The organism is Novosphingobium anseongense (assembly GCF_037482895.1).
Classification (GTDB): Bacteria; Pseudomonadota; Alphaproteobacteria; order Sphingomonadales; family Sphingomonadaceae; genus Novosphingobium; species Novosphingobium anseongense.
In genome coordinates, this window is sequence record NZ_JBBHJZ010000002.1 from 235,440 (window position 1) to 255,929 (window position 20,490).

At 68.3% G+C, this 20,490-nt stretch carries 15 protein-coding genes; 8 read left to right on the plus strand and 7 right to left on the minus strand.

Annotation, left to right across the window (positions count from 1 at the left end):
- Nucleotides 1–129: 129 nt before the first annotated feature.
- The 3 genes from WG901_RS09790 to WG901_RS09800 are packed head-to-tail and all read right to left on the minus strand — an operon-like array spanning nucleotide 130 to nucleotide 4,135.
- Nucleotides 130–921, minus strand: a complete 792-nt coding sequence (locus WG901_RS09790) for a ferritin-like domain-containing protein (RefSeq protein ID WP_339586883.1) — start codon at nucleotides 919–921, stop codon at nucleotides 130–132.
- On the minus strand, nucleotides 921–1,394 hold the full coding sequence (locus WG901_RS09795) for a peroxiredoxin (protein ID WP_339586884.1): 474 nt from the start codon (nucleotides 1,392–1,394) through the stop codon (nucleotides 921–923). Before WG901_RS09795 ends, WG901_RS09790 begins: the two co-directional genes overlap by 1 nt.
- Nucleotides 1,391–4,135: a bifunctional [glutamine synthetase] adenylyltransferase/[glutamine synthetase]-adenylyl-L-tyrosine phosphorylase gene (locus WG901_RS09800; RefSeq protein ID WP_339586885.1), complete on the minus strand. Its 2,745-nt coding sequence runs from the start codon at nucleotides 4,133–4,135 to the stop codon at nucleotides 1,391–1,393. Before WG901_RS09800 ends, WG901_RS09795 begins: the two co-directional genes overlap by 4 nt.
- Before the next feature lie 104 nt (nucleotides 4,136–4,239).
- Here WG901_RS09800 and WG901_RS09805 point away from each other — a divergent pair, with 104 nt between their 5' ends.
- Genes WG901_RS09805 through WG901_RS09815 form a run of 3 tightly spaced genes read left to right on the plus strand, consistent with a single transcriptional unit; the run spans nucleotide 4,240 to nucleotide 7,031 of the window.
- On the plus strand, nucleotides 4,240–5,886 hold the full coding sequence (locus WG901_RS09805; protein WP_339586886.1) for a M28 family metallopeptidase: 1,647 nt from the start codon (nucleotides 4,240–4,242) through the stop codon (nucleotides 5,884–5,886).
- Nucleotides 5,883–6,869, plus strand: a complete 987-nt coding sequence (locus WG901_RS09810; RefSeq protein WP_339586887.1) for an agmatine deiminase family protein — start codon at nucleotides 5,883–5,885, stop codon at nucleotides 6,867–6,869. Before WG901_RS09805 ends, WG901_RS09810 begins: the two co-directional genes overlap by 4 nt.
- A 36-nt stretch (nucleotides 6,870–6,905) precedes the next feature.
- Complete coding sequence (locus tag WG901_RS09815; RefSeq protein WP_339586888.1) at nucleotides 6,906–7,031, plus strand: hypothetical protein; 126 nt, start codon at nucleotides 6,906–6,908, stop codon at nucleotides 7,029–7,031.
- Here the strand turns inward: WG901_RS09815 and WG901_RS09820 are convergent, their stop codons facing one another.
- From WG901_RS09820 to thrS, 4 genes are read right to left on the minus strand one after another with little or no spacing between them, the layout of a single operon-like run.
- Nucleotides 7,032–7,571 carry a hypothetical protein gene (locus tag WG901_RS09820; RefSeq protein ID WP_339586889.1) on the minus strand — a complete coding sequence of 180 codons (540 nt, stop codon included), beginning with the start codon at nucleotides 7,569–7,571 and terminating at the stop codon, nucleotides 7,032–7,034.
- A 25-nt stretch (nucleotides 7,572–7,596) separates the two neighbouring features.
- The gene (locus tag WG901_RS09825; protein WP_339586890.1) at nucleotides 7,597–8,010 is read right to left on the minus strand and encodes a hypothetical protein; all 414 of its coding nucleotides are present in this window, start codon (nucleotides 8,008–8,010) and stop codon (nucleotides 7,597–7,599) included.
- A complete protein-coding gene (locus WG901_RS09830; protein ID WP_339586891.1) occupies nucleotides 8,007–8,453 on the minus strand; it encodes an acetyltransferase in 447 nt (148 codons plus the stop codon). Before WG901_RS09830 ends, WG901_RS09825 begins: the two co-directional genes overlap by 4 nt.
- A gap of 13 nt (nucleotides 8,454–8,466) precedes the next feature.
- Nucleotides 8,467–10,458, minus strand: coding sequence for a threonine--tRNA ligase (gene thrS / locus WG901_RS09835; RefSeq protein WP_339586892.1), 1,992 nt, complete (start codon nucleotides 10,456–10,458; stop codon nucleotides 8,467–8,469).
- A gap of 506 nt (nucleotides 10,459–10,964) precedes the next feature.
- Here thrS and WG901_RS09840 point away from each other — a divergent pair.
- From WG901_RS09840 to WG901_RS09860, 5 genes are read left to right on the plus strand one after another with little or no spacing between them, the layout of a single operon-like run.
- A complete protein-coding gene (locus WG901_RS09840; RefSeq protein WP_339586893.1) occupies nucleotides 10,965–12,977 on the plus strand; it encodes a putative bifunctional diguanylate cyclase/phosphodiesterase in 2,013 nt (670 codons plus the stop codon).
- Nucleotides 12,978–13,018: 41 nt separating this feature from the next.
- Nucleotides 13,019–13,774 carry an alpha/beta hydrolase gene (locus WG901_RS09845; protein ID WP_339586894.1) on the plus strand — a complete coding sequence of 252 codons (756 nt, stop codon included), beginning with the start codon at nucleotides 13,019–13,021 and terminating at the stop codon, nucleotides 13,772–13,774.
- A gap of 11 nt (nucleotides 13,775–13,785) precedes the next feature.
- Nucleotides 13,786–14,655, plus strand: a complete 870-nt coding sequence (locus WG901_RS09850) for a tetratricopeptide repeat protein (RefSeq protein ID WP_339586895.1) — start codon at nucleotides 13,786–13,788, stop codon at nucleotides 14,653–14,655.
- Nucleotides 14,652–15,629 (plus strand): LLM class flavin-dependent oxidoreductase, encoded by a 978-nt coding sequence (locus tag WG901_RS09855; protein WP_339586896.1) that lies wholly within the window; start codon nucleotides 14,652–14,654, stop codon nucleotides 15,627–15,629. The genes WG901_RS09850 and WG901_RS09855 overlap by 4 nt, the downstream gene beginning before the upstream one ends.
- A 26-nt stretch (nucleotides 15,630–15,655) precedes the next feature.
- Nucleotides 15,656–20,377 carry an NAD-glutamate dehydrogenase domain-containing protein gene (locus tag WG901_RS09860; RefSeq protein ID WP_339586897.1) on the plus strand — a complete coding sequence of 1,574 codons (4,722 nt, stop codon included), beginning with the start codon at nucleotides 15,656–15,658 and terminating at the stop codon, nucleotides 20,375–20,377.
- The last annotated feature ends 113 nt before the right edge of the window (nucleotides 20,378–20,490 follow it).

A 20,490-nucleotide genomic window follows, 5' to 3' on the forward strand; every position in this document is an offset into this window, starting at 1 on the left:
CATTTCCGCTGTGCGGAAGCCGATACGACTGTCGTATTCTCCGGCGGCGGAACCGCCGAAGCCTTTTTTTGGAGATGGTCGGAACCCCCCCGCCGTCTCGCAGATTGCTATTACCCAGACGAAACTAAGCTAGGCAAGCGCATGCTCGGTTGGCCGCGGTAAACCGGCTGCCGCACGCGCTGAGTCGTTGAACGGTCCTTTCAAACCCGCCCGAAAGTGCCGAGTTATTAACAGATTCCAGGTTTCGTTAACCTCTTCGCCGCGCGACGCGCAGACCGCGGTGAAATGATTTGCGCCGATTCGGACGTGGTTAATTTCATCGTCAAGGATTCGTTCCAGAAGCCTCACGCCGGGCTCGTCACCCATCGCGCGGAGCCGCTCGATCATCGCCGGCGTGACGTCGAGACCGCGTGCCTCGAGCACCATCGGCACGATCGCCAGCCTCGCGGCGACGTCATGCCGCGTCTCTAGCGCGGCATCCCACAGACCGTCGTGCGCAGGCAGCGCTCCGTAGTGGCTGCCGAGCGTGCGCAGCCGGCGTTCGATCAGCGCGAAATGCATCGCCTCGTCGGCCGCGACGGCGAGGAAGTCTCCCACGAAGCCGCGTTCCATTCCGGCACCGAAGCGTCCGGCCATGTCGAGCGCAAGGTCTATCGCGACGAATTCGATATGCGCCAGGGCATGCCACAGCGCGATCCGGCCGCGCTCCGATCCGCCCTTGCGACGCTTGGGCATGTGCTTGGGCAGCAGCAATTCGGGCCGCTCGGGTCGCGCCGGACGATCGGGCATCTCCGCGTCGAACGCGAAGCCGAGCCGGCCGAGCCGCCAGTCGCGCGCCACCGCGCGCGCCGCCATCGCCTTGGCGCGCGGATCGGCGGTCAGCAGCGCCGACCGGATCGCGGACGCGACGCTCGCAGCCATCAGAGCGCTCTGGCCGCCTCCAGCACCGCCTCGGCGTGGCCCTTGACCTTCACCTTGTCCCAGACTTGCGCGATCTTGCCCTCGGCATCGATCAGCAGGGTCGTGCGGACCATGCCCATATAGGTACGGCCGTAGTTCTGCTTCTCAGTCCAGATGCCGAGCGCGTCCGACAGACCGTTTTCCAAGGCGTCGCTGGCGAGCGGGGCGACGAGCGCGTGCTTCTCGGCGAACTTGGCGTGCTTCTTGGGCGGATCCTTGCTGACGCCGAGCAGCCCCGTGCCGGCCTTCTCGAATTCGGGCGCAAGCCGCGAGAAGTCGAGGTTCTCGGTGGTGCAGCCCGGCGTGTCGTCCTTGGGATAGAAGAACAGCACGAGCTTCCTCCCCTTGAAGTCCGAGGGCTTGATGCTGCCACCTTCGGGCGTCTCGAGCGCGATATCGGGAAGAACGTCACCGGCGACGGGGGGGGTGGTCATGAGTCGATCTCCAGGTCTTCGCCGAACAGTTCGCGCCAGACGGAGGCGACCGCGCCGCGCGCCTGGGCCAGTCCGGCCAGCACCGCCTCCCAATCGCCGCATCCGCAGGCCTTGGCAAGCACCGCGCGCGCCGCCGCGTGCGGTTCCTGGCCATCGGGCGCGAGCAGCCGCGCGGCGATCAGCATTCGCGCCAGCGCGCCGTGAGCGGCGATCATCGTTTCGGGCAGCAAGCCTTGCGCCACCAGAACCGGAATCGCCTCGCCGAGGCGCGGCAGCAGCGCTGTTCCCTCGCGCAGTTGCAGGTAGTGAACGATGAACTCGACATCGACGAGCCCGCCGCGCGCCAGCTTGACGTCGAGCGGCCCCTTGGCCGGCTTGTGCTGCGCCATGGTCCGGCGCATGTCGAGCACGTCGGCGCGCAGCTTGGCCGGATCGCGCGGCGCGGTCAGCACGCCGATGACCACATCGCAAAGCTCGGCGCGCGCTTCCGGGGAACCGTAGAGCGGCCGTCCGCGGCAGAGCGCCATGTGCTCCCAGGTCCAGGCCTGTTCGCGCTGGTAGCGCGCGAAGCTGTCGAAGCTGACCGCCAGTGGCCCCTGATCGCCCGAGGGGCGCAGCCGCGTATCGACCTCATAGAGCGCGCCTTCGGCCGTGGGCACCGAGAGCGCCCCGGTCACGCGCTGGCACAGGCGGTTGTAATAGGCCGAGGCGCCGAGCGGACGCCGCCCGTCGGATTCGCCGGCGAAATCGCCGGTGAACAGATAGACCAGATCGAGGTCCGAGGCGTGGGTCAGCGCGCCGCCGCCCATGCGGCCGAGCCCGAGCACGACAAGTTCGCTGCCGGCGATGCGGCCATGGTTGCGCTCGAACTCGACGAGCGCCGCGTCGGTCAGGACACGGATCGCCGCCTCGGCGACGCGCGCGAGCCCGGCCGAGATCTCGAGCGGATCGGTCGCCCCCTCGATCAGCTGCACACCGAGTGCAAAGCGCTTCTCGCCCACCCGGCGGCGGACGCGATCGAGCACGCGTTCGTAGTCGTCGTCGCTCTCGCCGTGCGCGAATTCGCCGATCAGTGCCTCGACATCGCCGGGGAGCGCAAAGGCACTGGCGTCGATCAGCGGATCGAGCAGGTCGGCGCGCCGCGCGAGTTCGTCGGCGAGCGGAGGCGCGAGGCTGAGGATGCGCGCGAGCAATTGCACGAGCGCCGGCCGCGCCTCGAGCAGGTTGAACAGGTTGATCGCGGTGGGCAGGTTGGCGAGCAATCGTTCCCAACGCAGGAAGGCCTGTTCGGGCTCGGGCGCTTTGGCGAAGGCCGCGAGCAGCGCAGGCTGGATCGCCTCGAAGGCCATGCGCGCGGCATCGCTGCGCAAGGCGCGCAGCTTGCCCGAGCGCCAGCCGTCGATCCGCTGCGCGAGCTCTTCGGCATCGGCGAAACCGAGGCTTGCGAGTTCGTCGGCGACGGGCGCGTTGCTGGCGGGCATCGCCGGCGCGGCCTTGCCCTCGCCAGGTCCGGTGCTGGCGATCAGCGCGTCGTAGCGCTCGCCGACACCCTGGGTGATGCGCGTGATCTCGGACAGCAAGGTATCGCTATCGGGCAGGCCTTCGAGCCTGGCCACCTCCTCGATCGCCGCCCAGTCGTTGGGCAACGCGTGAGTCTGCTGGTCGGCGACCATCTGCAGGCGGTGTTCGAGCGTGCGCAGCCGGTCGTAGCTCTCGCCGAGCAGTCGCGCATCGTCGGCCGGGATGATCCCCGCCCCGGCCAGGGCATCGAGCGAGGCGCGCGTCCCGCGCAGCCGCAGCGCCGGATTGCGCCCGCCGTGGATCAGCTGGTGCGTCTGCGCGTAGAACTCGATCTCGCGGATGCCGCCGCGGCCTTTCTTGAGGTCGAAGTTGGGCCCGACGGTCCAGGCCTGGCGCGTGTTCGAGCGGATCTGCGCGGTCAGCCGCCCGATCTCGGCGATCGCGCCGAAGTCGAGGCTCTTGCGCCAGACGAAAGGCCGGATCGCCGCGAGGAACTGTTCGCCCGCAGACACGTCGCCGGCGCAGGCGCGCGCGCGGATGAAGGCGGCGCGCTCCCAGGCGAGAGCCGAGCTTTCGTAATGCGTCAGCGCCGCGTCGATCGGGATCGCCAGCGGGCTGACCTCGGAGGCCGGTCGCAGGCGCAGGTCGACGCGGAAGACATAGCCCTCGTCGGTCGAGCGCGCGAGCGTCTCCATAAGGGTGCGTGCCACCCGCTCGGCCGCTTCGCCCGGATCGTCGCGCTCGCGCCGCGGCAGCAGTGCAGGATCGTAGAGCAGGATCGGATCGATGTCCGACGAGTAGTTGAGCTCGCAGGCGCCGTGCTTGCCCAAGGCCAGCGCGAGGAAGCCCGCGGGCTCCGCCTCGGGCACGCGGCGGCGAATGGCGTCGGCGATCGCCGCGTCCATTGCCCGGTCGGCGAAGGCCGAAAGCTCCCCGGTGACGCGCGTCACGGGGAAGGCCCCGGCAAGATCGCCCACCGCCAGCGCCAGGGCCAGCGCCAGCCGCTCGCGCCGCAGCGCCACACCGACGTCGTCGATGCCCTTTTCCCGTGTCTTGGCACCCTGTGCCTTGGCCCAGGCCAGCGCCGCTTCGCCCTCGCCGGCCGCGAGCAGCGCGACGCAATCGGGCAGGCGCCCCATCGCCCGCGAAAGGAAAGGCGCATATCGATCAGCGCGCGCGAGGGCTCCAGTCCAATCGTAAGGCGGGGGGGCGGCAGTCATGACGTCTGACTGCCCGTCCGGAGCGCACAGGGCAAGCCGGCTTGTCCGCTCGGACCGCCTCTCCTAGAACCGCGCCATTCCCTCCCTTCGAGGTTCATTCGGTCATGAAATCACAGCTTTTCGCCTTCGCCGCCTTGGCCACCGTCCTGGCAGCGCCCGCCCATTCCGCCGCTCCGGCACCGCAGATTGACGTCCCGTTGATGAAGCGCGTGGTCGAGACGCTCGCCTCCGATACGCTCGAAGGCCGCGCGCCGAGCACCGCGACCGAACCCAAGGTGCTCGATGCGATCATCGCCGAATTCAAGGCGGCCGGACTCCAGCCGGGCAAGGACGGCTGGCTGCAGGACGTGCCCACGGTCGAGATAACCGGCAGCAAATACTCGCCGCTGACGATCGGCGGAAAGGGCGCGCCGCTGAGCTTCGCCTATGGCAGCGACTTCGTCGCCGCCTCGTACCGCGTGACCCCGCGCACCGCGCTCAAGGACGCCGAGCTGGTCTTCGTCGGCTATGGCATCAACGCCCCCGAGCTGGGCTGGAACGACTATGCCGGCCTCGACATGAAGGGCAAGATCGCGGTGGTCCTGGTCAACGACCCCGACTACCAGACCGAGAGCGAGGAGGGTCCGTTCAAGGGCCGCCGCATGACCTGGTACGGCCGCTGGCCCTACAAGTACGAGGAAGCCGCGCGCCAGGGCGCCGCGGGCGTGCTGATCGTCCATGACACGTTCCCCGCCGCCTATGGCTGGAACGTGGTCGAATCGTCCTGGTCGGGCGCGCAATATTACGTGCAATCGGCCGACGACGGCGCGAGCCAGACCGAGGCCAACGGCTGGATCCAGAAAGGCGTCGCCGAAAAGATCTTCGCCGCCGCCGGCAAGGACTTCGCGGCACTCAGCGCCGCGGCGCAGCAGAAGGGATTCAAAGCGGTTCCGCTGGGTGTGAAAGCCAGCCTCTCGTTCGACAACACCGCGCGCAAATCGGTCTCTCGCAACGTCGTCGGCGTCCTGCCCGGCACGACCAAGCCCGACGAATACGTGCTCTATTCGGCGCACTGGGATCATCTCGGCCGCTGCAAGCCCGACGCCACCGGCGACGACATGTGCAACGGCGCGGTCGATAACGCGACCGGCGTCGCAGCGCTCGCAGCGCTGGCCAAGGCGAATGGCGCCGCCGGCCGCACGCCGCGCACCCAGGTGTTCCTGGCGGTGACGCTCGAGGAATCGGGTCTGCTCGGCTCCGAATTTTATGCGCAGCACCCGGTCTATCCGCTGGCCAAGACCGTCGGGGGCGTGAACATGGACGCATTGCGCGTCAGCGGCCGCGCGCGCGACTATCAGATGGTCGGCGGCGACAAATCGGACCTGACCACGAGCTTCCGCGCGACCCTGCAGTCGCTGGGGCTCAAGGAAGCACCCGAGGATCACGCCGAGCGCGGCGGTTACTACCGCTCGGACCACTTCAGCTTCGCCAAGCGCGGCGTGCCGATGTACAATCTCAAGCGCGGTCTCGACCAGTTCGAGGGCGGTGTCGCGGCCGGCGAAGCGGCCAACGAGGACTACGTCAAGAATCGCTACCACGGCCCGAACGACGAATATTCGCCCGACTGGGACTGGTCGGGCATCACCCAGGACGTCCAGCTATTCTACACGCTCGGGCGCGACCTCGCGACGAGCAACGCCTGGCCCAACTGGCACCCCGACGACGAGTTCCGCCGCGTGCGCGACGCCAGCCGAGGAGAGGCGAGAAAGTGACCTTCCGCTTTCCCCCGGAATGGCATCCGCAGGACTGGATCTGGATCGGCTTTCCGCATGAGGGCGAGGAATGGCCGGGCTTTCTCGAGCAAGCCCAGGAGCAGATCGCCGCTTTCGCCAGCGCCGTCGCCGAGAGCGGCCAGGAAGCCCGCCTGATCGTCCGCAACGAGGCCAACGAAGTGCGCGCGCGAGCGCTGGTCAGCAGCAAGGTCACGATCGAGCGGCGCACCTATGGCGACGTCTGGCTGCGCGATACCGGGCCGCTGGTCGTGCTCGACGGCGCCGGCAATCGCCGCGCGCGGCGCTTCGGCTTCAACGGTTGGGGCGGGAAATACCTGATGGACGGCGACCAGACGATCGGCGCCGAACTCGCGCGCGACGCCGGGCTCGCGATCGACACGTCGGACTGGATTCTCGAAGGCGGCGCGATCGACACCGATGGCGCCGGCCTGGTCGCAACCACCGAACAGTGCCTGCTCAACCCCAACCGCAATCCGCAGCTCACGCGCGGCGAGATCGAGACGCGGCTCTGCGCCGACCTCGGCTTCGAACGCGTGCTCTGGCTCGGCGACGGGCTGATCAACGATCACACCGACGGTCATGTCGACAACCTCGCGCGCTTCGTGGCGCCCGGCATGCTCGCCGTGCCGCGCGCGACCGGGGCCGACGATCCCAATGCCGCGATCTATGCCGACACCAAGGCGCGCGCCGAGGCTTTCGGCGTGACGGTGCGCGAGGTTCCCTCGCCGGGCCGCGTCGAACGTGACGGCCGCATCGAGCCCGCGAGCTACATGAATTTTGCGATCACCTCCAAGCTGGTGGTCGTGCCCACCTTCGGCAGCCCGCACGATGCCGAGGGCGTTGCCGCCGTGGCGGCGCTGTTCCCCGATCGCGACACCCTGGGCCTGCCAGGCGGTGCCGTGCTCGCGGGCGGCGGCGGCTTCCACTGCGCGAGCCAGCAGATGGCAAGCGCTGCCTCTTAACGGCTCGGTAACCGCCATGGGCGCACAATCACACCCATGGCCCGAGTCATCGCTCTTACCCGCACCGTCGCGCAGCATCGCAAGCTCGAGGCGCTGCGCATACTGATCGTCAGCGGCTGCGCGCTCGCGCTGATCCTGGCGGGCCAGGCCTTTCCGTTCTGATCAGCCCTCGATCGCGTTTGCGATCGCGATGGCCTTGGTCTTGAGTTGCTCGACCGGCACCGGCGCCTGACCGAAGGCGATCGCGCCGGGCGGCGTCACCACGATCATACGCGCACCTTCCGGCACGTAAGACAGCGTGCGCAGCTTCGTCATCCACACGGCCTTGCCTTTGGGCATGGCGACAGGCTCGCCCGGGCCGGTCACGTCGGGCTGCGAGGTCACACCGGCGAGTTGCTCGTCGACGGTCTGCCCGCTGACCTTGTCCTGACGCAACAGCACCCCGAAGTTGTCCTTGCCGTCGGCGCTCGAATACGTGCAGTTCGACACCGTGACCTGCTGGTTGCTGGTTGCGGCCGAGCTTTCGGCCTTGGCCACGGCGACCCCGCCGGCCTTGCCCGCGGCTTCGGCCGGAAAGGTCTTGCAGGCATCGACCGCCCATTCGGCGCCCTTGCTGCTGCCTCCCGCACCGCCACCGCTGCAGCCCGCGGCGAGGCCGGCGAGCGTTAGCGCGCAAAGCGAACGACGAAGATCGATGGTCATCGGCAATTTCCTCCGGTCAGGATGATCAGGAACGGCGGCGCGCACGTCGCGCCGGCTTTGAGGCCGGCTTCGGCGCATTCTCGAACCAGTAGCGGCTCTCGTCGGGCAGGATCGCGATGAAACCGGCATCGGTCTCGCGAAGGCGGAAGCGCGACTTGTGCAGCGGATCCTCGAAACGAACCTCGCCCTTGTCCTCGTCGAAGAACCAGCGCGCCGATTCGGCGATCGCAGGGACCGCACCGCATCCGGTAGCAACGAATTCGCCGCCGACGTCGTCGGCCCAGGCGATCTCGGCGCGGCACACGGTGCGCGCGGAATCCTCGGTCTTCACGACGTAGCGGCCGAGGTAATAGCGCTCGATCTCGGAGGCCGGGCGCGCGGCGGCTGGAGTGGCGGCAAGCGCCAGCAAAATGCCTGCAACATATCGCACGCACATCATGCCCCGATTCCCCCGTGGCGCAGATGGATCAGCGGATAGGGTCGCCCCTCGCCATCGGTCTCGGACCGTCCGATCACCACGAAACCACGCGCAAGATAGAAGGGCAAGGCATTCGTTGCCTGCTCGTTGGCATCGACGCGGGCATTCGACGCCAGGGCAAGAGCATGTCTTATCAAGGCACTACCGTAGCCCCGCCCGTGGACGGCAGGATCGACGAACAGCGCGTCGATCATGTCGCCGTCCATCGCCAGGAAACCCATCGGGCGCCCCGGCGCGTCGTCGACCAGCCAGAGTTCGACGAAGGGCAGAAACTGCGTGCCGACCATATGCTCGATCGCCGCGCGGTCCTCGGGCGTGAGGAATCCATGCGTCGCGTCGACCGCGGCGCGCCAGATCTCCAGCGCGCGCGATACGTCGGCCGAGGTTCCCGGCCGGACGATCACCGCAGGTCGGCCACTATTTCAGATCAGGCGGCGTCGCCTCGGCCTTGAGCAGCGCGATCGCCTCGTCGAGCGAGACGAACTTCTGCCGCTCCTCGCCCAGGGTGCGAATCGCGACGGTGCCCTCGTCGGCCTCGCGCTTGCCGACGACCAGCAGGTGCGGGACCTTCGCCAGCGAGTGCTCGCGGACCTTGTAGTTGATCTTCTCGTTGCGCAGGTCGGTCTCGACCCGCACGCCCGCATCCTTGAGCTTCGCCGCCACTTCGGCCGCATAGCCGTCGGCGTCCGAGACGATCGTCGCCACGACCGCCTGGACCGGCGCGAGCCAGACCGGCAGCTTGCCCGCGAAGTGCTCGATCAGGATGCCGATGAAGCGCTCGTACGAACCGAAGATCGCGCGGTGCAGCATGACCGGACGATGCTTCTCGCCGTCCTCGCCGATGTAGTTGGCGTCGAGCCGCTCGGGCAGCATGCGGTCGGACTGGATCGTGCCGACCTGCCAGGTGCGGCCGATCGCGTCGGTCAGGTGCCATTCGAGCTTGGGCGCATAGAAAGCGCCTTCGCCGGGCAGCTCTTCCCAGCCGTAGTCTGCGGTCGCGAGACCCGCCGCGACGACGGCGTCGCGCAGCTCGGCCTCGGCAATGTCCCACTGCTCCTCGGTGCCGATGCGATTGTCCGGGCGCAGCGCCAGTTTGATCGCATAGGTGAAGCCGAAGTGCTTGTAGACGCGGTCGGCCAGTTCGCAGAACGCGCGGACTTCGCCGACGATCTGGTCCTCGCGGCAGAACAGGTGGCCGTCGTCCTGGGTGAACTGGCGAACACGCATCAGCCCGTGGAGCGCGCCGTGCGGCTCGTTGCGGTGGCAGCAGCCGTTCTCGACCAGGCGCAGCGGCAGGTCGCGATAGGACTTGATGCCCTGCTTGAAGATCAGGATGTGCGCCGGGCAATTCATCGGCTTCAGGGCCATCCAGTCGGCCTCGCCCGAGATCACCGGGCCGTCATCGTCGATGTTGGGTACTTCGTCGGGGATGACGAACATGTTCTCGCGGTACTTGCCCCAGTGGCCGGACTTCTCCCACTGGCGAGCGTCCATCACCTGCGGGGTCTTGACCTCCTTATGGTCGCCCGTGCTCAGCGCGCGGCGCATATAGTCTTCGAGCGCGCGATAGATGACGTAGCCCTTGGGGTGCCAGAACACCGAACCGTGGGCTTCGGCCTGGAGGTGGAACAGGTCCATCTCCTGACCGAGCTTGCGGTGATCGCGCTTGGCCGCTTCCTCCAGCCGGAGCAGATGCGCCTCGAGCTGCTTCTTGTTGAGCCAACCGGTGCCGTAGATGCGGCTCAGCATCGCGTTCTTCTGGTCGCCGCGCCAATAGGCGCCCGAGACGCGCGTCAGCTTGAAGGCAGCGGGATCGAGCTTGCCGGTGCTGGGCAGATGCGGACCGCGGCACATGTCGTACCAGTCCGAGCCGCTGTGATAGACCGTCAGCTCCTCGCCCTGCGGCAGTTCGGCGGCCCACTCGGCCTTGAAGCTCTCACCCGCGGCCTGCCACTGCGCGATCAAGGTGTCGCGCGCGATCACTTCGCGCACGAGCGGCTTGTTCGCGGCGATGATCTTCCGCATCTCGGCCTCGATCGCCGGCAGGTCCTCGTCGGTGAACGGACGATCCTTCGGCGCGAAGTCGTAATAGAAGCCGTCGTCGGTCGAGGGACCGAAGGTGATCTGCGTGCCGGGGAACAGGTTCTGCACCGCTTCGGCCAGGACGTGGGCATAGTCGTGCCGGGCAAGGTCGAGTGCATCGGCCTCGTCCTTGACGGTCACCAGCGCAAGCGCCGAATCCTGCGTGAAGGGACGCGACAGGTCGACGAGTTCGCCGTCGATCTTTGCCGCCAGCGCCGCCTTGGCGAGGCCTGGGCCGATCGCGGCCGCGACGTCGGCGGGAGTCGAGCCCGCGGGCATCTCGCGCACGGAACCATCGGGCAGGCTGATTTTCAGAAGCTCGGTCATGCTGACTCTCGGTAAGAATTCTGCTCGGTAAATTCAGGGCGCGCTTTGGCAGAAAGACCGGCGCACCGGAAGGGGCGGCGTCTATTCGATCAGGTTCGGATAGGAGACACCGCCTGTCCGAACCCGGACGGCGGCGCGGCTAGCGCACTAGGCGCGAGCGACGAACCGCCCCCGGTCGCCCGGGGTGGTGGTAGTGCTCGGTGCCAGAAGGATCACACGCGCCATCACCCGCCAACTAGCATGGCCAAGGACCACGCTCAAGCACCGCCTATATGACACAAAAATGGCAGAAATCTAAGGATTTGCTTGATGACGCGGGGACACTTTCTCAACCTTTCCGGACTAGCCAGCGCCGCAACGGGTCACGAGTCAGGCTGCCGGGGAGCGGCCGTTCATAAGTCGATGAGGTCGATATGGTGCGGGTACATGGGTTCAGCCTGAAGGCTGGCTTCGGGGCAATATTCGGGTCGCTCGAGAAACGCCTGCTCGGCTCTGTGCTGCTGATCGTGGCGTGCACGTGCGCACTGCAGGTCATCTCGCAGGACCGCGCGTTCAAGCTGCGCGCGGAAAGCGAGGAGATGCGTGCGACGGCGACCAACACCGAACATGCCGAACAGCTGGTCAAGCTCGTCGCGCAGTTCCGGCTGGCGACGCATCTGTATCTGTCGCCGGCCTCGGCAAGCGAAGCCGCGCGCGCGGACGGCGAAATGACCGACGTCGCCATCCGTATCGGCGAGCAGATCAACGCGCTACGCGCCAGCGGCATGGAGCTCTATGGCCTGCCGCAGGACATCGCCGTGCTCAACGACATCGATCAGCACGTGGCGACGATCGCCGAGGTGCGCGGCAACCCCGCATCCGGCCGCGCCGAGCGCGGCGCGATCGACGAGCGCAATGCGCAGATGGCCTCGCTCGCCGCCGCGATCGAAGCCAAGGCCAGCGCCGACCGCGACGGCGCCTACGACCAGCTCAGCCGGTCGAGCCACAACTGGCAGATGCTGGTGATCGGCGCCGGCACCGTGACGATCGCCTTTGCCCTGCTGATTCTGATCGATCTGCTGCGCAACATTCTGCCCGCGCTGCGCCGTATGCACGTGGCGCTGCGCCGCCTCGCAGAGGGCGATCTCGACTTCGAGGTCGGCGATTTTCGCTTGCGCGAACTGCGCGCGCTGTCGGGCTCGCTCGAGACTTTCCGCCGCAACGCCCAGGCCGTGAAGAACCTGGCCTTCACCGATCCCTCGACCGGGCTGCCCAACCGCCGCGCCTTCGTCGAACGGACCGCGCGCAAGCTGGGAGCGGGCAACGGCAGCATCTTCCTGGTCATGCTGGCCGATATCGACCGCTTCAAGCACGTCAACGACGACTACGGCCACGCCGTCGGCGATCGCCTGGTCAAGCTGATCGGCGAACGCATGAAGGAGCTACTGGGGAACGAGGCGATCATCGCGCGCACCGGCGGCGACGAATTCGCGCTCTGCACCATGCTGCCCAAAGGCGCCGCCGCGGCGACGCTCGGCACCGACCTCGTAGGCGCCATGCGCGCGCCCTTCGATCTCGGCGACTACAACGTCGCGATCTCGATCTCGCTCGGCCTCGTCGAAACGACCACGGGCGAGAGCGAGGACGAGGTCAACGCGCTGATCAACCAGGCCGATCTCGCGCTCTATGCCTCGAAGAACGGCGGCCGCAATCGCGCCACGCGTTTCACCGCCGATCTCGAGGAAGAACGCGAGCTCAGCCGCGCGCTCGAACGCGACCTCGCCCTGGCGCTCGACGATGGCCAACTGCGCATGGTCTACCAGCCGATCCATTCGATCGCGGGCGGGGAGGACGAGGTCGAGGCCCTGGTTCGCTGGCAGCATCCGCTGCTCGGCGAGATCAGCCCCGCGCGCTTCATCCCCGCAGCCGAACGCTCAGGCCTGATGGTCCAGCTTGGCTACTGGATCGTCCAGCGCGCGCTCGACGATCTGTCGCGCTGGCCGCACCTGTCAATGAGCATCAACCTCTCGCCGCTGCAACTGCAGCAGGACGGCTTCGTTGGCTTCCTCATGGATTGCTGTCGCCAGCACGCGATCACGCCGCAGCGCGTGATCCTGGAAGTCACCGAATCGCTGTCGATCGAACGCAACACGCGCGCGCTGATGACGCTCAACCTACTGCGCAACGCCGGCTTCCGCATCGCACTCGACGATTTCGGCACGGGCTATTCGTCGCTGTGCATGATGAAGACCTTCAAGTTCGACCGCCTCAAGCTCGACCGCAGCCTGATCACCGACCTGGGCAAGGACCCGACCTCGCAGGCGGTGTTCGACGCGGCCGTGACCATGGCGCTGCGTATCGGCGCCGAGGTCGTGGCCGAGGGTATCAGCGAGGAAGGCCTGGTCGATCCCGTGCGCAGCGCGGGCTGCACCCACGTTCAGGGCTATCACTACAGCCGACCGATCGAAGCCGAGGCCGTGAACGGATATTACGAGTCCGGGCCGACGGTCGATCGCAAGAGCGACCGCAAGGTGGCGTGACACCCTTGCCCTTCGGGCGGGACGGTTCCACATAGCGGGCGATGCCCACGCAGTTCCACACGCTGGCCGACGGCCGCCGCATCGCCTACCGCTTCACCCCCGGAAGTGCCGAAGCCTCTGGCCCGACGCTGGTGTTCCTGCCCGGCTACATGTCCGATATGGCTGGCGGTAAGGCCACCGCGCTGTTCGATTGGGCTACGGCTAAAGGCCGCGCCTGCCTGCTGCTCGACTATTCGGGCTGCGGCGAGAGCCCGGGCGATTTCGCCGACGGCACGCTCTCGCGATGGCGCGACGAGGTGCTGGCGCTGATCGCGGCGCAGTGCCCGGGCCCCGTCGTGCTGGTCGGCTCGTCGATGGGCGGCTGGCTGATGCTGCTCGTGGCGCTCGCCCTGCCCGCCGAACACCGCGCCGGACTGGTCGGGCTGGCGCCCGCGCCCGACTTCACGACCTGGGGCTATGCGCCCGAGGACAAGGCGAAGCTTATCCTGGGCGAGACCATTTTCGAGCCCAACCAGTATGGTCCCGAACCCACCCCGACCCATGCGGGCTTCTGGGCCGACGGGCAGCGCCGGCTGCTCCTCGCTGACGAGATCGCGCTCGATTGTCCGGTGCGGTTGATCCACGGCCAGGCCGATCCCGACGTGCCGTGGGAAGTGTCGATGCGGATCGCCGCGGTGCTGCGTTCAGCCGACGTGCAGGTCGCGCTGATCAAGGACGGCGACCACCGCCTCTCGCGCGACGGCGACATCGCGCTGCTGCTGCGCACGGTGGCGGCTCTGATCGGGGAGGCCGGCTGACGGAGCCCGGAATGTCCTTCGCACTTGCCCTTCTCGCGGCCCAAGTGGGCGCGCTCAACACGCCCGGCGCCGCCCCGCCGCTGCCGCACGAGCGCGACACCACGCCGCTGCGGCCGCCGCGCAACCGGACCAAGGTCGCCGGTGCCCCCGCCCCGCGGGTCGTGACGGAGACCGTTTGCCCGCAGACCGGCGATTTCGCCGCCGACGCCGATGCCTCGCGCGCCTTGGCGGCGAGGAGCACCGGCGTCGAACGCGCGAAGGCCAACGAGTGTCTCGGGACCCTGCTGGGCATGACCGGCCGCTGGAACGAGGCCGGCACGGCCTTCGCCGCGGCGCGCCAGGATGCGCGGACGCCGTCGTGGCGCGCGCGCCTGGGAGCCGCCGCGGGCGAAGCGGCGCTCAACGGCAACGATCCGGCGACGGCCTTGACCGCGCTTGATGCCACGGTCCCCGACGCGCTCGACAGCATCGCCATGTCGGGCTTCGTCGCGCTTCTGCGCGCCCGCGCCCTGGTCGCACTCAAGCGCGATGCCGAGGCCGAGGCGCCACTGGCGCAGGCGCGCGATGCCGCGCCGAACGATGCCGAGATCTGGCTGCTCTCCGCCACGCTTTCGCGCCGGCTGAACAGGTTGGCCGACGCCCAGAGCCGGATCGAGAAGGCCGTCGCGCTGAAACCGGCCGATCCTGCGATCGGGCTCGAAGCCGGCGTCATCGCCGTGCTGGCCGGGCGCGACGAAGCCGCGCGCCGGTCGTGGCAATCGGTCGTCGCCACCGCGCCGAGCAGCATCGAAGCGACCACCGCCAAGGGCTATCTGGCCCAGCTCGATCCGGCCCTGGCGAGCAAGCCAACGCCGAAACCCACGGAGCAACCCTCGCGATGATCCCGCTTTCTGTCCTCGATCTCGTCCCCGTGCGCGAGGGCGGCACGGTCGGCCAAGCGCTCACCGAGACCGCCGCGCTCGCGCGGGTCGCCGAGGGGGCCGGTTATCGGCGCTTCTGGATCGCCGAGCACCACGGCATGGAAGGCATCGCTGGCGGCGCCACTTCGGTCGCGCTCGCGCATGTCGGTCATGCGACGTCGACGATCCGCATCGGTGCGGGCGGGATCATGCTGCCCAACCACAACCCGCTGGTCATTGCCGAACAGTTCGGCACGCTCGACGCGCTGTTCCCCGGCCGCGTCGATCTTGGCCTCGGTCGCGCGCCAGGCGCCGATCAGAAGGTCGCCCAGGCGCTGCGCCGCAACCTGATGGAAGCCGCCGATCGCTTTCCGCAGGACGTTGTCGAGCTGCAGGCGCGCTTCGCCGGTCATGCTCTGCCCATCGCCGCTACCCCAGGCACCGGCGCGCCCGTGGAGATGTGGATTCTCGGCTCGAGCTTGTTCGGCGCGAGCCTGGCCGCGCATCTCGGCTTGCCTTTCGCCTTCGCCTCGCACTTCGCGCCGGCGCAGCTCGACCAGGCGCTGACCGTCTATCGCGAGCGCTTCCAGCCGTCCGAGACGCTTGCCAAGCCCCACGTCATGGCGGCGATGAACGTGATCGCGGCAGAGACCGACGACGAGGCCCGGCTGCTCTCGACCTCGGGCGATCAGTCCTTCGTCGCGCTGCGCACGGGCAATCCTGGCAAGCTCAAGCCGCCGGTTCCCGGCTATCGCGACAGCCTGCCGCCCGCCATTCGCGAAGGCCTCGATTTCGCGCGCCAGGCCAGCGCGATCGGCAGCCCGGCGACGGTGCGCGACCAGGTCATCGCCTTTATCGAACGAACACGGGCGGACGAAATCATCGTCGCCGGTGCCATCTGGGATCCCAAGGCGCGGGAACGCTCCTTGCAATTGACGATTGAGGCCTTGCGATAAGGGCCGAACAGGACGGGAGCGAAGCGATGTCGTCTCAGAAGCATCTGGCAAGCGCGATGGCCGAACAGTTGTCGGCCTCGCTGCTGGCCGGCGAGGAGGGCTTCAGCAAGCCCGGCCTGGCCGAGGCTGCGCGCGTCGTGCTCGAGGCTGCTTTCGACCGTAAGCCGGGACAATCGGCGATCGTCGTCGAGGCCGTCACCGGCGCGATCACCGAGCGCCTCACCCGCATCGCGGTGGTCAACGACGACATGCCGTTCCTGGTCGATTCGATCGCCGCGACGGTCGATGCCGAGGGCCTGGCGATCGACCGGCTGGTCCACCCGATCATCACCACCCGTCGCGGCGCCGACGGTCAGCTGAAGGAGCTCGGCCCCGACGAGCCCGACAACGACAAGGTTCAGCGCGAATCGATCGTTTATGTCGAGACCCCGCGCGCCGATGCGCGCACCCGCGTGCGGCTGCGCTCGGCGCTGGCGGCCACGCTCGACGAAGTACGCCTCGCCGTGGAAGATTGGCCGCAGATGCAGGCGGCAATGGCGGCCGACGCCGATCGGCTCGCCGCTCAGGCCGGCGCCGATGCCGAAACCGAAGGTGTCGCGCTGCTGCGCTGGTTCCGCGAGGGACGCATGACCCAGCTCGGGCACGTTCTCTACGCGCGCGACGGTCGCAAGACCAAGGCGCTGGGGATCTGCCGCCTCGACGATCGCGTGATGCCCTCGTCCACGACCTTCGAGCGCGCCTTCGCCTGGTTCGAAGCCCAGACCAAGGCCAAGCGCGCCCAGGCGCCGATGATCCTCAAGTCCGACGAGATCAGCCACGTCCACCGCCGCGTGCCCGTGGACCTCGTGTTCGTGCCGGTCGTCGAGGATGGCAAGATTACCGCGATCTCGGCCCATGCCGGGCTCTGGACCAGCGCCGCCCTCGCCTCTCCGCCCGATCAGGTGCCCGGTCTGCGCGCCTCGCTGGGTGATCTCATGCAGCGCTTCGGCTTCGACCGGCGCGGGCATGACGGCAAGGCGCTTGTCCATGCCCTGACCACCCTGCCGCACGACCTGCTGATCGCCTTCGAGGCCGACGACCTGGCCCGCGTCGCGACCGCGATGATGAGCCTGGTCGATCGCCCGCGGCCACGCATCCTGCTCGTGCGCTCGGCGCTCGATCGACATCTCTACGCCTTCGTCTGGCTGCCGCGCGATGCGATGTCGACCGCGCTGCGGCTCCAGGTCCAGGCCCTGCTCGCCGAGGCCGCGCATTCGCCGGTGATCGACTGGAACCTCGAGATCGCCGCCAACCTGGCAATCATGCGCTTCGTCATCGACATCGACGACGACGCGACCACGCCCGACGAAACCGAACTCGACCGCGTCTTCGCAGCGATGGTGCGCGGCTGGCCGGCGGCGGTCGAGGCTGAACTCGTCGAACACGATTCGCCCGCACGCGCCGCGGCCTTGGCTGCGCGTTTCGCCGAGGCGTTCCCGCTGGCCTATCGCACCGATTACGGCCCGGCCGAGGCGGCAGCTGACATCATGCGTCTGCGCGGCTTGGCGGTCGAGGTCATCGACGCGCCGCACCGCGACGCGCGGTTCCATTGCCCCGAGGGCTGCGGCGGAGGGCAGGTCCAGCTCAAGCTCTATCAGCGCCGCGGCCGGCTCGAACTGTCCGACGCCGTGCCGATGCTCGAGAATTTCGGCTTCCGTGTCGCCGGCGACGTGCCAACCCTGCTCGACGCCCCCGAGACCGACGGCGGCGAACTCGGCGCGATCCACGACTTCACGCTCGACCTGCCACGCGGAGTGACCGCACCGGATCTGCTGGCGCGCGCCGCGGAAGTCGAGGCCGCCATCGCCGCCGTGCTCAACGGCCTCGCCGAGGACGACGCGTTCAACCGGCTGATCACCGCGACGGGCCTCGCTGCCCACGAGGCGAACTGGCTGCGCGCCTGGTATCGTTACTTGCGTCAGGCGACGCTCTCTTTCGGCATCGTCACGGTGGTCGACGCGCTAGCCAACGCACCACAGGTGGCGCGCGGGCTGATCGCTTTGTTCGTCGCCCGCCATGATCCCGCTTTCGCCGGCGATAGGGCCAAGGCGGAGGCGGCGGCCGAGGAAGCGATTCGCGACGGTCTCGCGCAGGTTTCGGCGATCAACGACGACCGCTTGCTGCGCCACTACCGCGCGCTTGTTGCAGCCATGCTGCGCAGCAATGCCTTCGTCGTGCCGCAGCGAAACGCGCCCGAGACGGCCCTCGCGTTCAAGATCGAATCGGCCCAGGTGCCTGGCCTGCCGCGACCCGTCCCGTGGCGCGAGATTTTCGTCTATTCGCGCCGGGTCGAGGGCATCCACCTGCGCGCCGGCCCGGTCGCCCGCGGTGGCCTACGCTGGTCCGATCGCCGCGACGACTTCCGCACCGAGATTCTCGGGCTGATGAAAGCGCAGCGCGTCAAGAACGCCGTAATCGTACCGACCGGCGCCAAGGGCGGCTTCTATCCCAAGCGCCTGCCCGATCCGACGGCCGACCGCGAAGGCTGGCTCGCCGAGGGCAAGGCGAGCTACCAGGTCTTCATCCGCACCCTGCTGTCGATCACCGACAATATCGTGGGCGGCAAGGTCGTCCATCCGAAGAGCGTCGTCATCCGCGACGGCGAGGACCCCTATTTCGTCGTCGCCGCCGACAAGGGCACGGCAACCTTCTCCGACACGGCCAACGCCCTGGCCGAGGAAAAGGACTTCTGGCTCGACGATGCCTTCGCCAGCGGCGGCTCGAAAGGCTACGACCACAAGGCCATGGGCATCACCGCGCGCGGCGCCTGGCTATCGGTCCAGCGCCACTTCCTCGAGCGCGGGGTCGACGTGCAGAGCGAGTCGATCCGCGTCGTCGGCTGCGGCGACATGTCGGGCGACGTCTTCGGCAACGGCATGCTGCTGTCGAAGGCGCTCAAGGTCGTTGCCGCTTTCGACCACCGCCATATCTTCCTCGATCCCGATCCCGATCCGGCGAAAAGCTGGGACGAGCGCAACCGGATGTTCGCGCTGCCGCGGTCGTCTTGGGACGATTACGACAAGGCGCTGATCTCGAAGGGCGGCGGCGTTTTCCCGCGCTCGCTCAAATCGATCCCGCTGAGCGCGGAGGTCCGCGAGGTCCTCGGCATCGACGCCGAGAGCACCGATCCCGAGACGCTGATCTCGGCCATTCTCAAGGCCCCGGTCGACCTGCTCTGGTTCGGCGGCATCGGCACCTACGTGAAGGCTGCGGGCGAAAACAACGTCCAGGTCGGCGACCCGGCCAACGACGGGCTGCGCGTCGACGGCCGCGAGGTGCGCGCCCATGTCATCGGCGAAGGCGCCAACCTGGGCTGCACCCAGGCCGGGCGCATCGAATTCTCGCAGGCGGGCGGCCGGATCAACACCGACTTCATCGACAATTCGGCCGGCGTCGACTGCTCGGACAACGAGGTCAACATCAAGATCGCACTGGCTTCGGCCAAGCGCGAGGGACGTCTGACCGAAACGGCGCGAGTCAAGCTGCTCGGCGACATGACCGACAACGTCGCCGCGCTGGTGCTCGAGGACAACCGCCTCCAGGCACTCGGCCTGTCGATCGCCGAAGCGCCCGGACCGGCAGCAACCCCGTCGTACATCCGCGTGATCGAAATGCTCGAGGAGCGCGGCCAGCTCGACCGCAAGACCGAGGGCCTCGCCGACAACGAGACCCTGGCGCGCCGCGCGGCAGAAGGCTTCGGCCTGTCCCGGCCCGAACTCGCCGTGCTGTTGTCGAGCGTCAAGCTCGCGGTCCAGGGCGGGCTCGAGGAAAGCTCGCTGCCCGACGACCCCGGCCTGACCGAAGACCTGCTCGCCGCCTTCCCGCCGCAGATGCGCCGCAAGTTCGAGGGCGACATCCTCTCGCACCGGCTGCGGCGCGAGATCATCGCCACCAAGCTCGCCAACCGCATGATCAACCGACTCGGCATCGTGCATCCGCTCGAGCTGGTCGAACAGGAAGGCGCGACTTTGGCGCAGGTTTGCGCGGGCTTCGTCGCCGCCGAGCGCCTGTTCGGCATGGACAAGGTCTGGCAGGCGATCGAGACCAGCGAGATGCCCGAGGCCGCGCGCATCCAGCTGTTCGACCGCGCCGCCGCGGCGCTGCGCCCGCAGATCGCGGACCTCTTGCGCGCAGGCGGCGGGCAGACGCATCCTTCGGTGCTCATCGAAGCGCTCCAACCGGGCGTCGACCAGCTCGCCAAGGCCGCACAGAAGCTGCTCGGCAGCGAGGGACGCGCGAGCTCCACGCGGCTGCGCAGTGAACTGGGTGCCACCGGCGCACCCGATGCGGAGACCGGCATGGTCGCGCACGTGTTCGACATGGACGGCGCGGTCGGCCTCGCCAGTCTGGCGCGCGACATCGGCGTCACCGCGGCGGCGCTGACCGCGGGCTTCATCGACCTGGGCGCGCGGCTCGGGCTCGACTGGGCCCAGGCGGCGGCCGTTCGCATGAACCCGTCGGATTCGTGGGAGCGCCTGCTCGTCGCCGGCCTCGCGCGCGATTTCCAGCAGATGCGGCTCGATTTCCTCCACCGCACGGTGACCAAGAAGGGCGATCCGGTTGCCACGGTCGATCGCTGGGCCGAGGCGCAAGCGGGCGCGGTGCGCCAGTTCCGCGCAATGATCGCCCGGGCGCAGACCGCCGTGGCGGTATCACCCGCGATCCTCGCCCAGCTCGCCAGCCAGGCCCGGAACTTGCTGGCGCGGTAAGGACAGATCCTCCCCGTTCCGGGGAGGATGAGCGCATTGCCTCTCGCAACCTATGATCCACAAAGGATCACAATCCGGTAATGCCCCCATTGACGCGGTCCCGATTTTCGCCA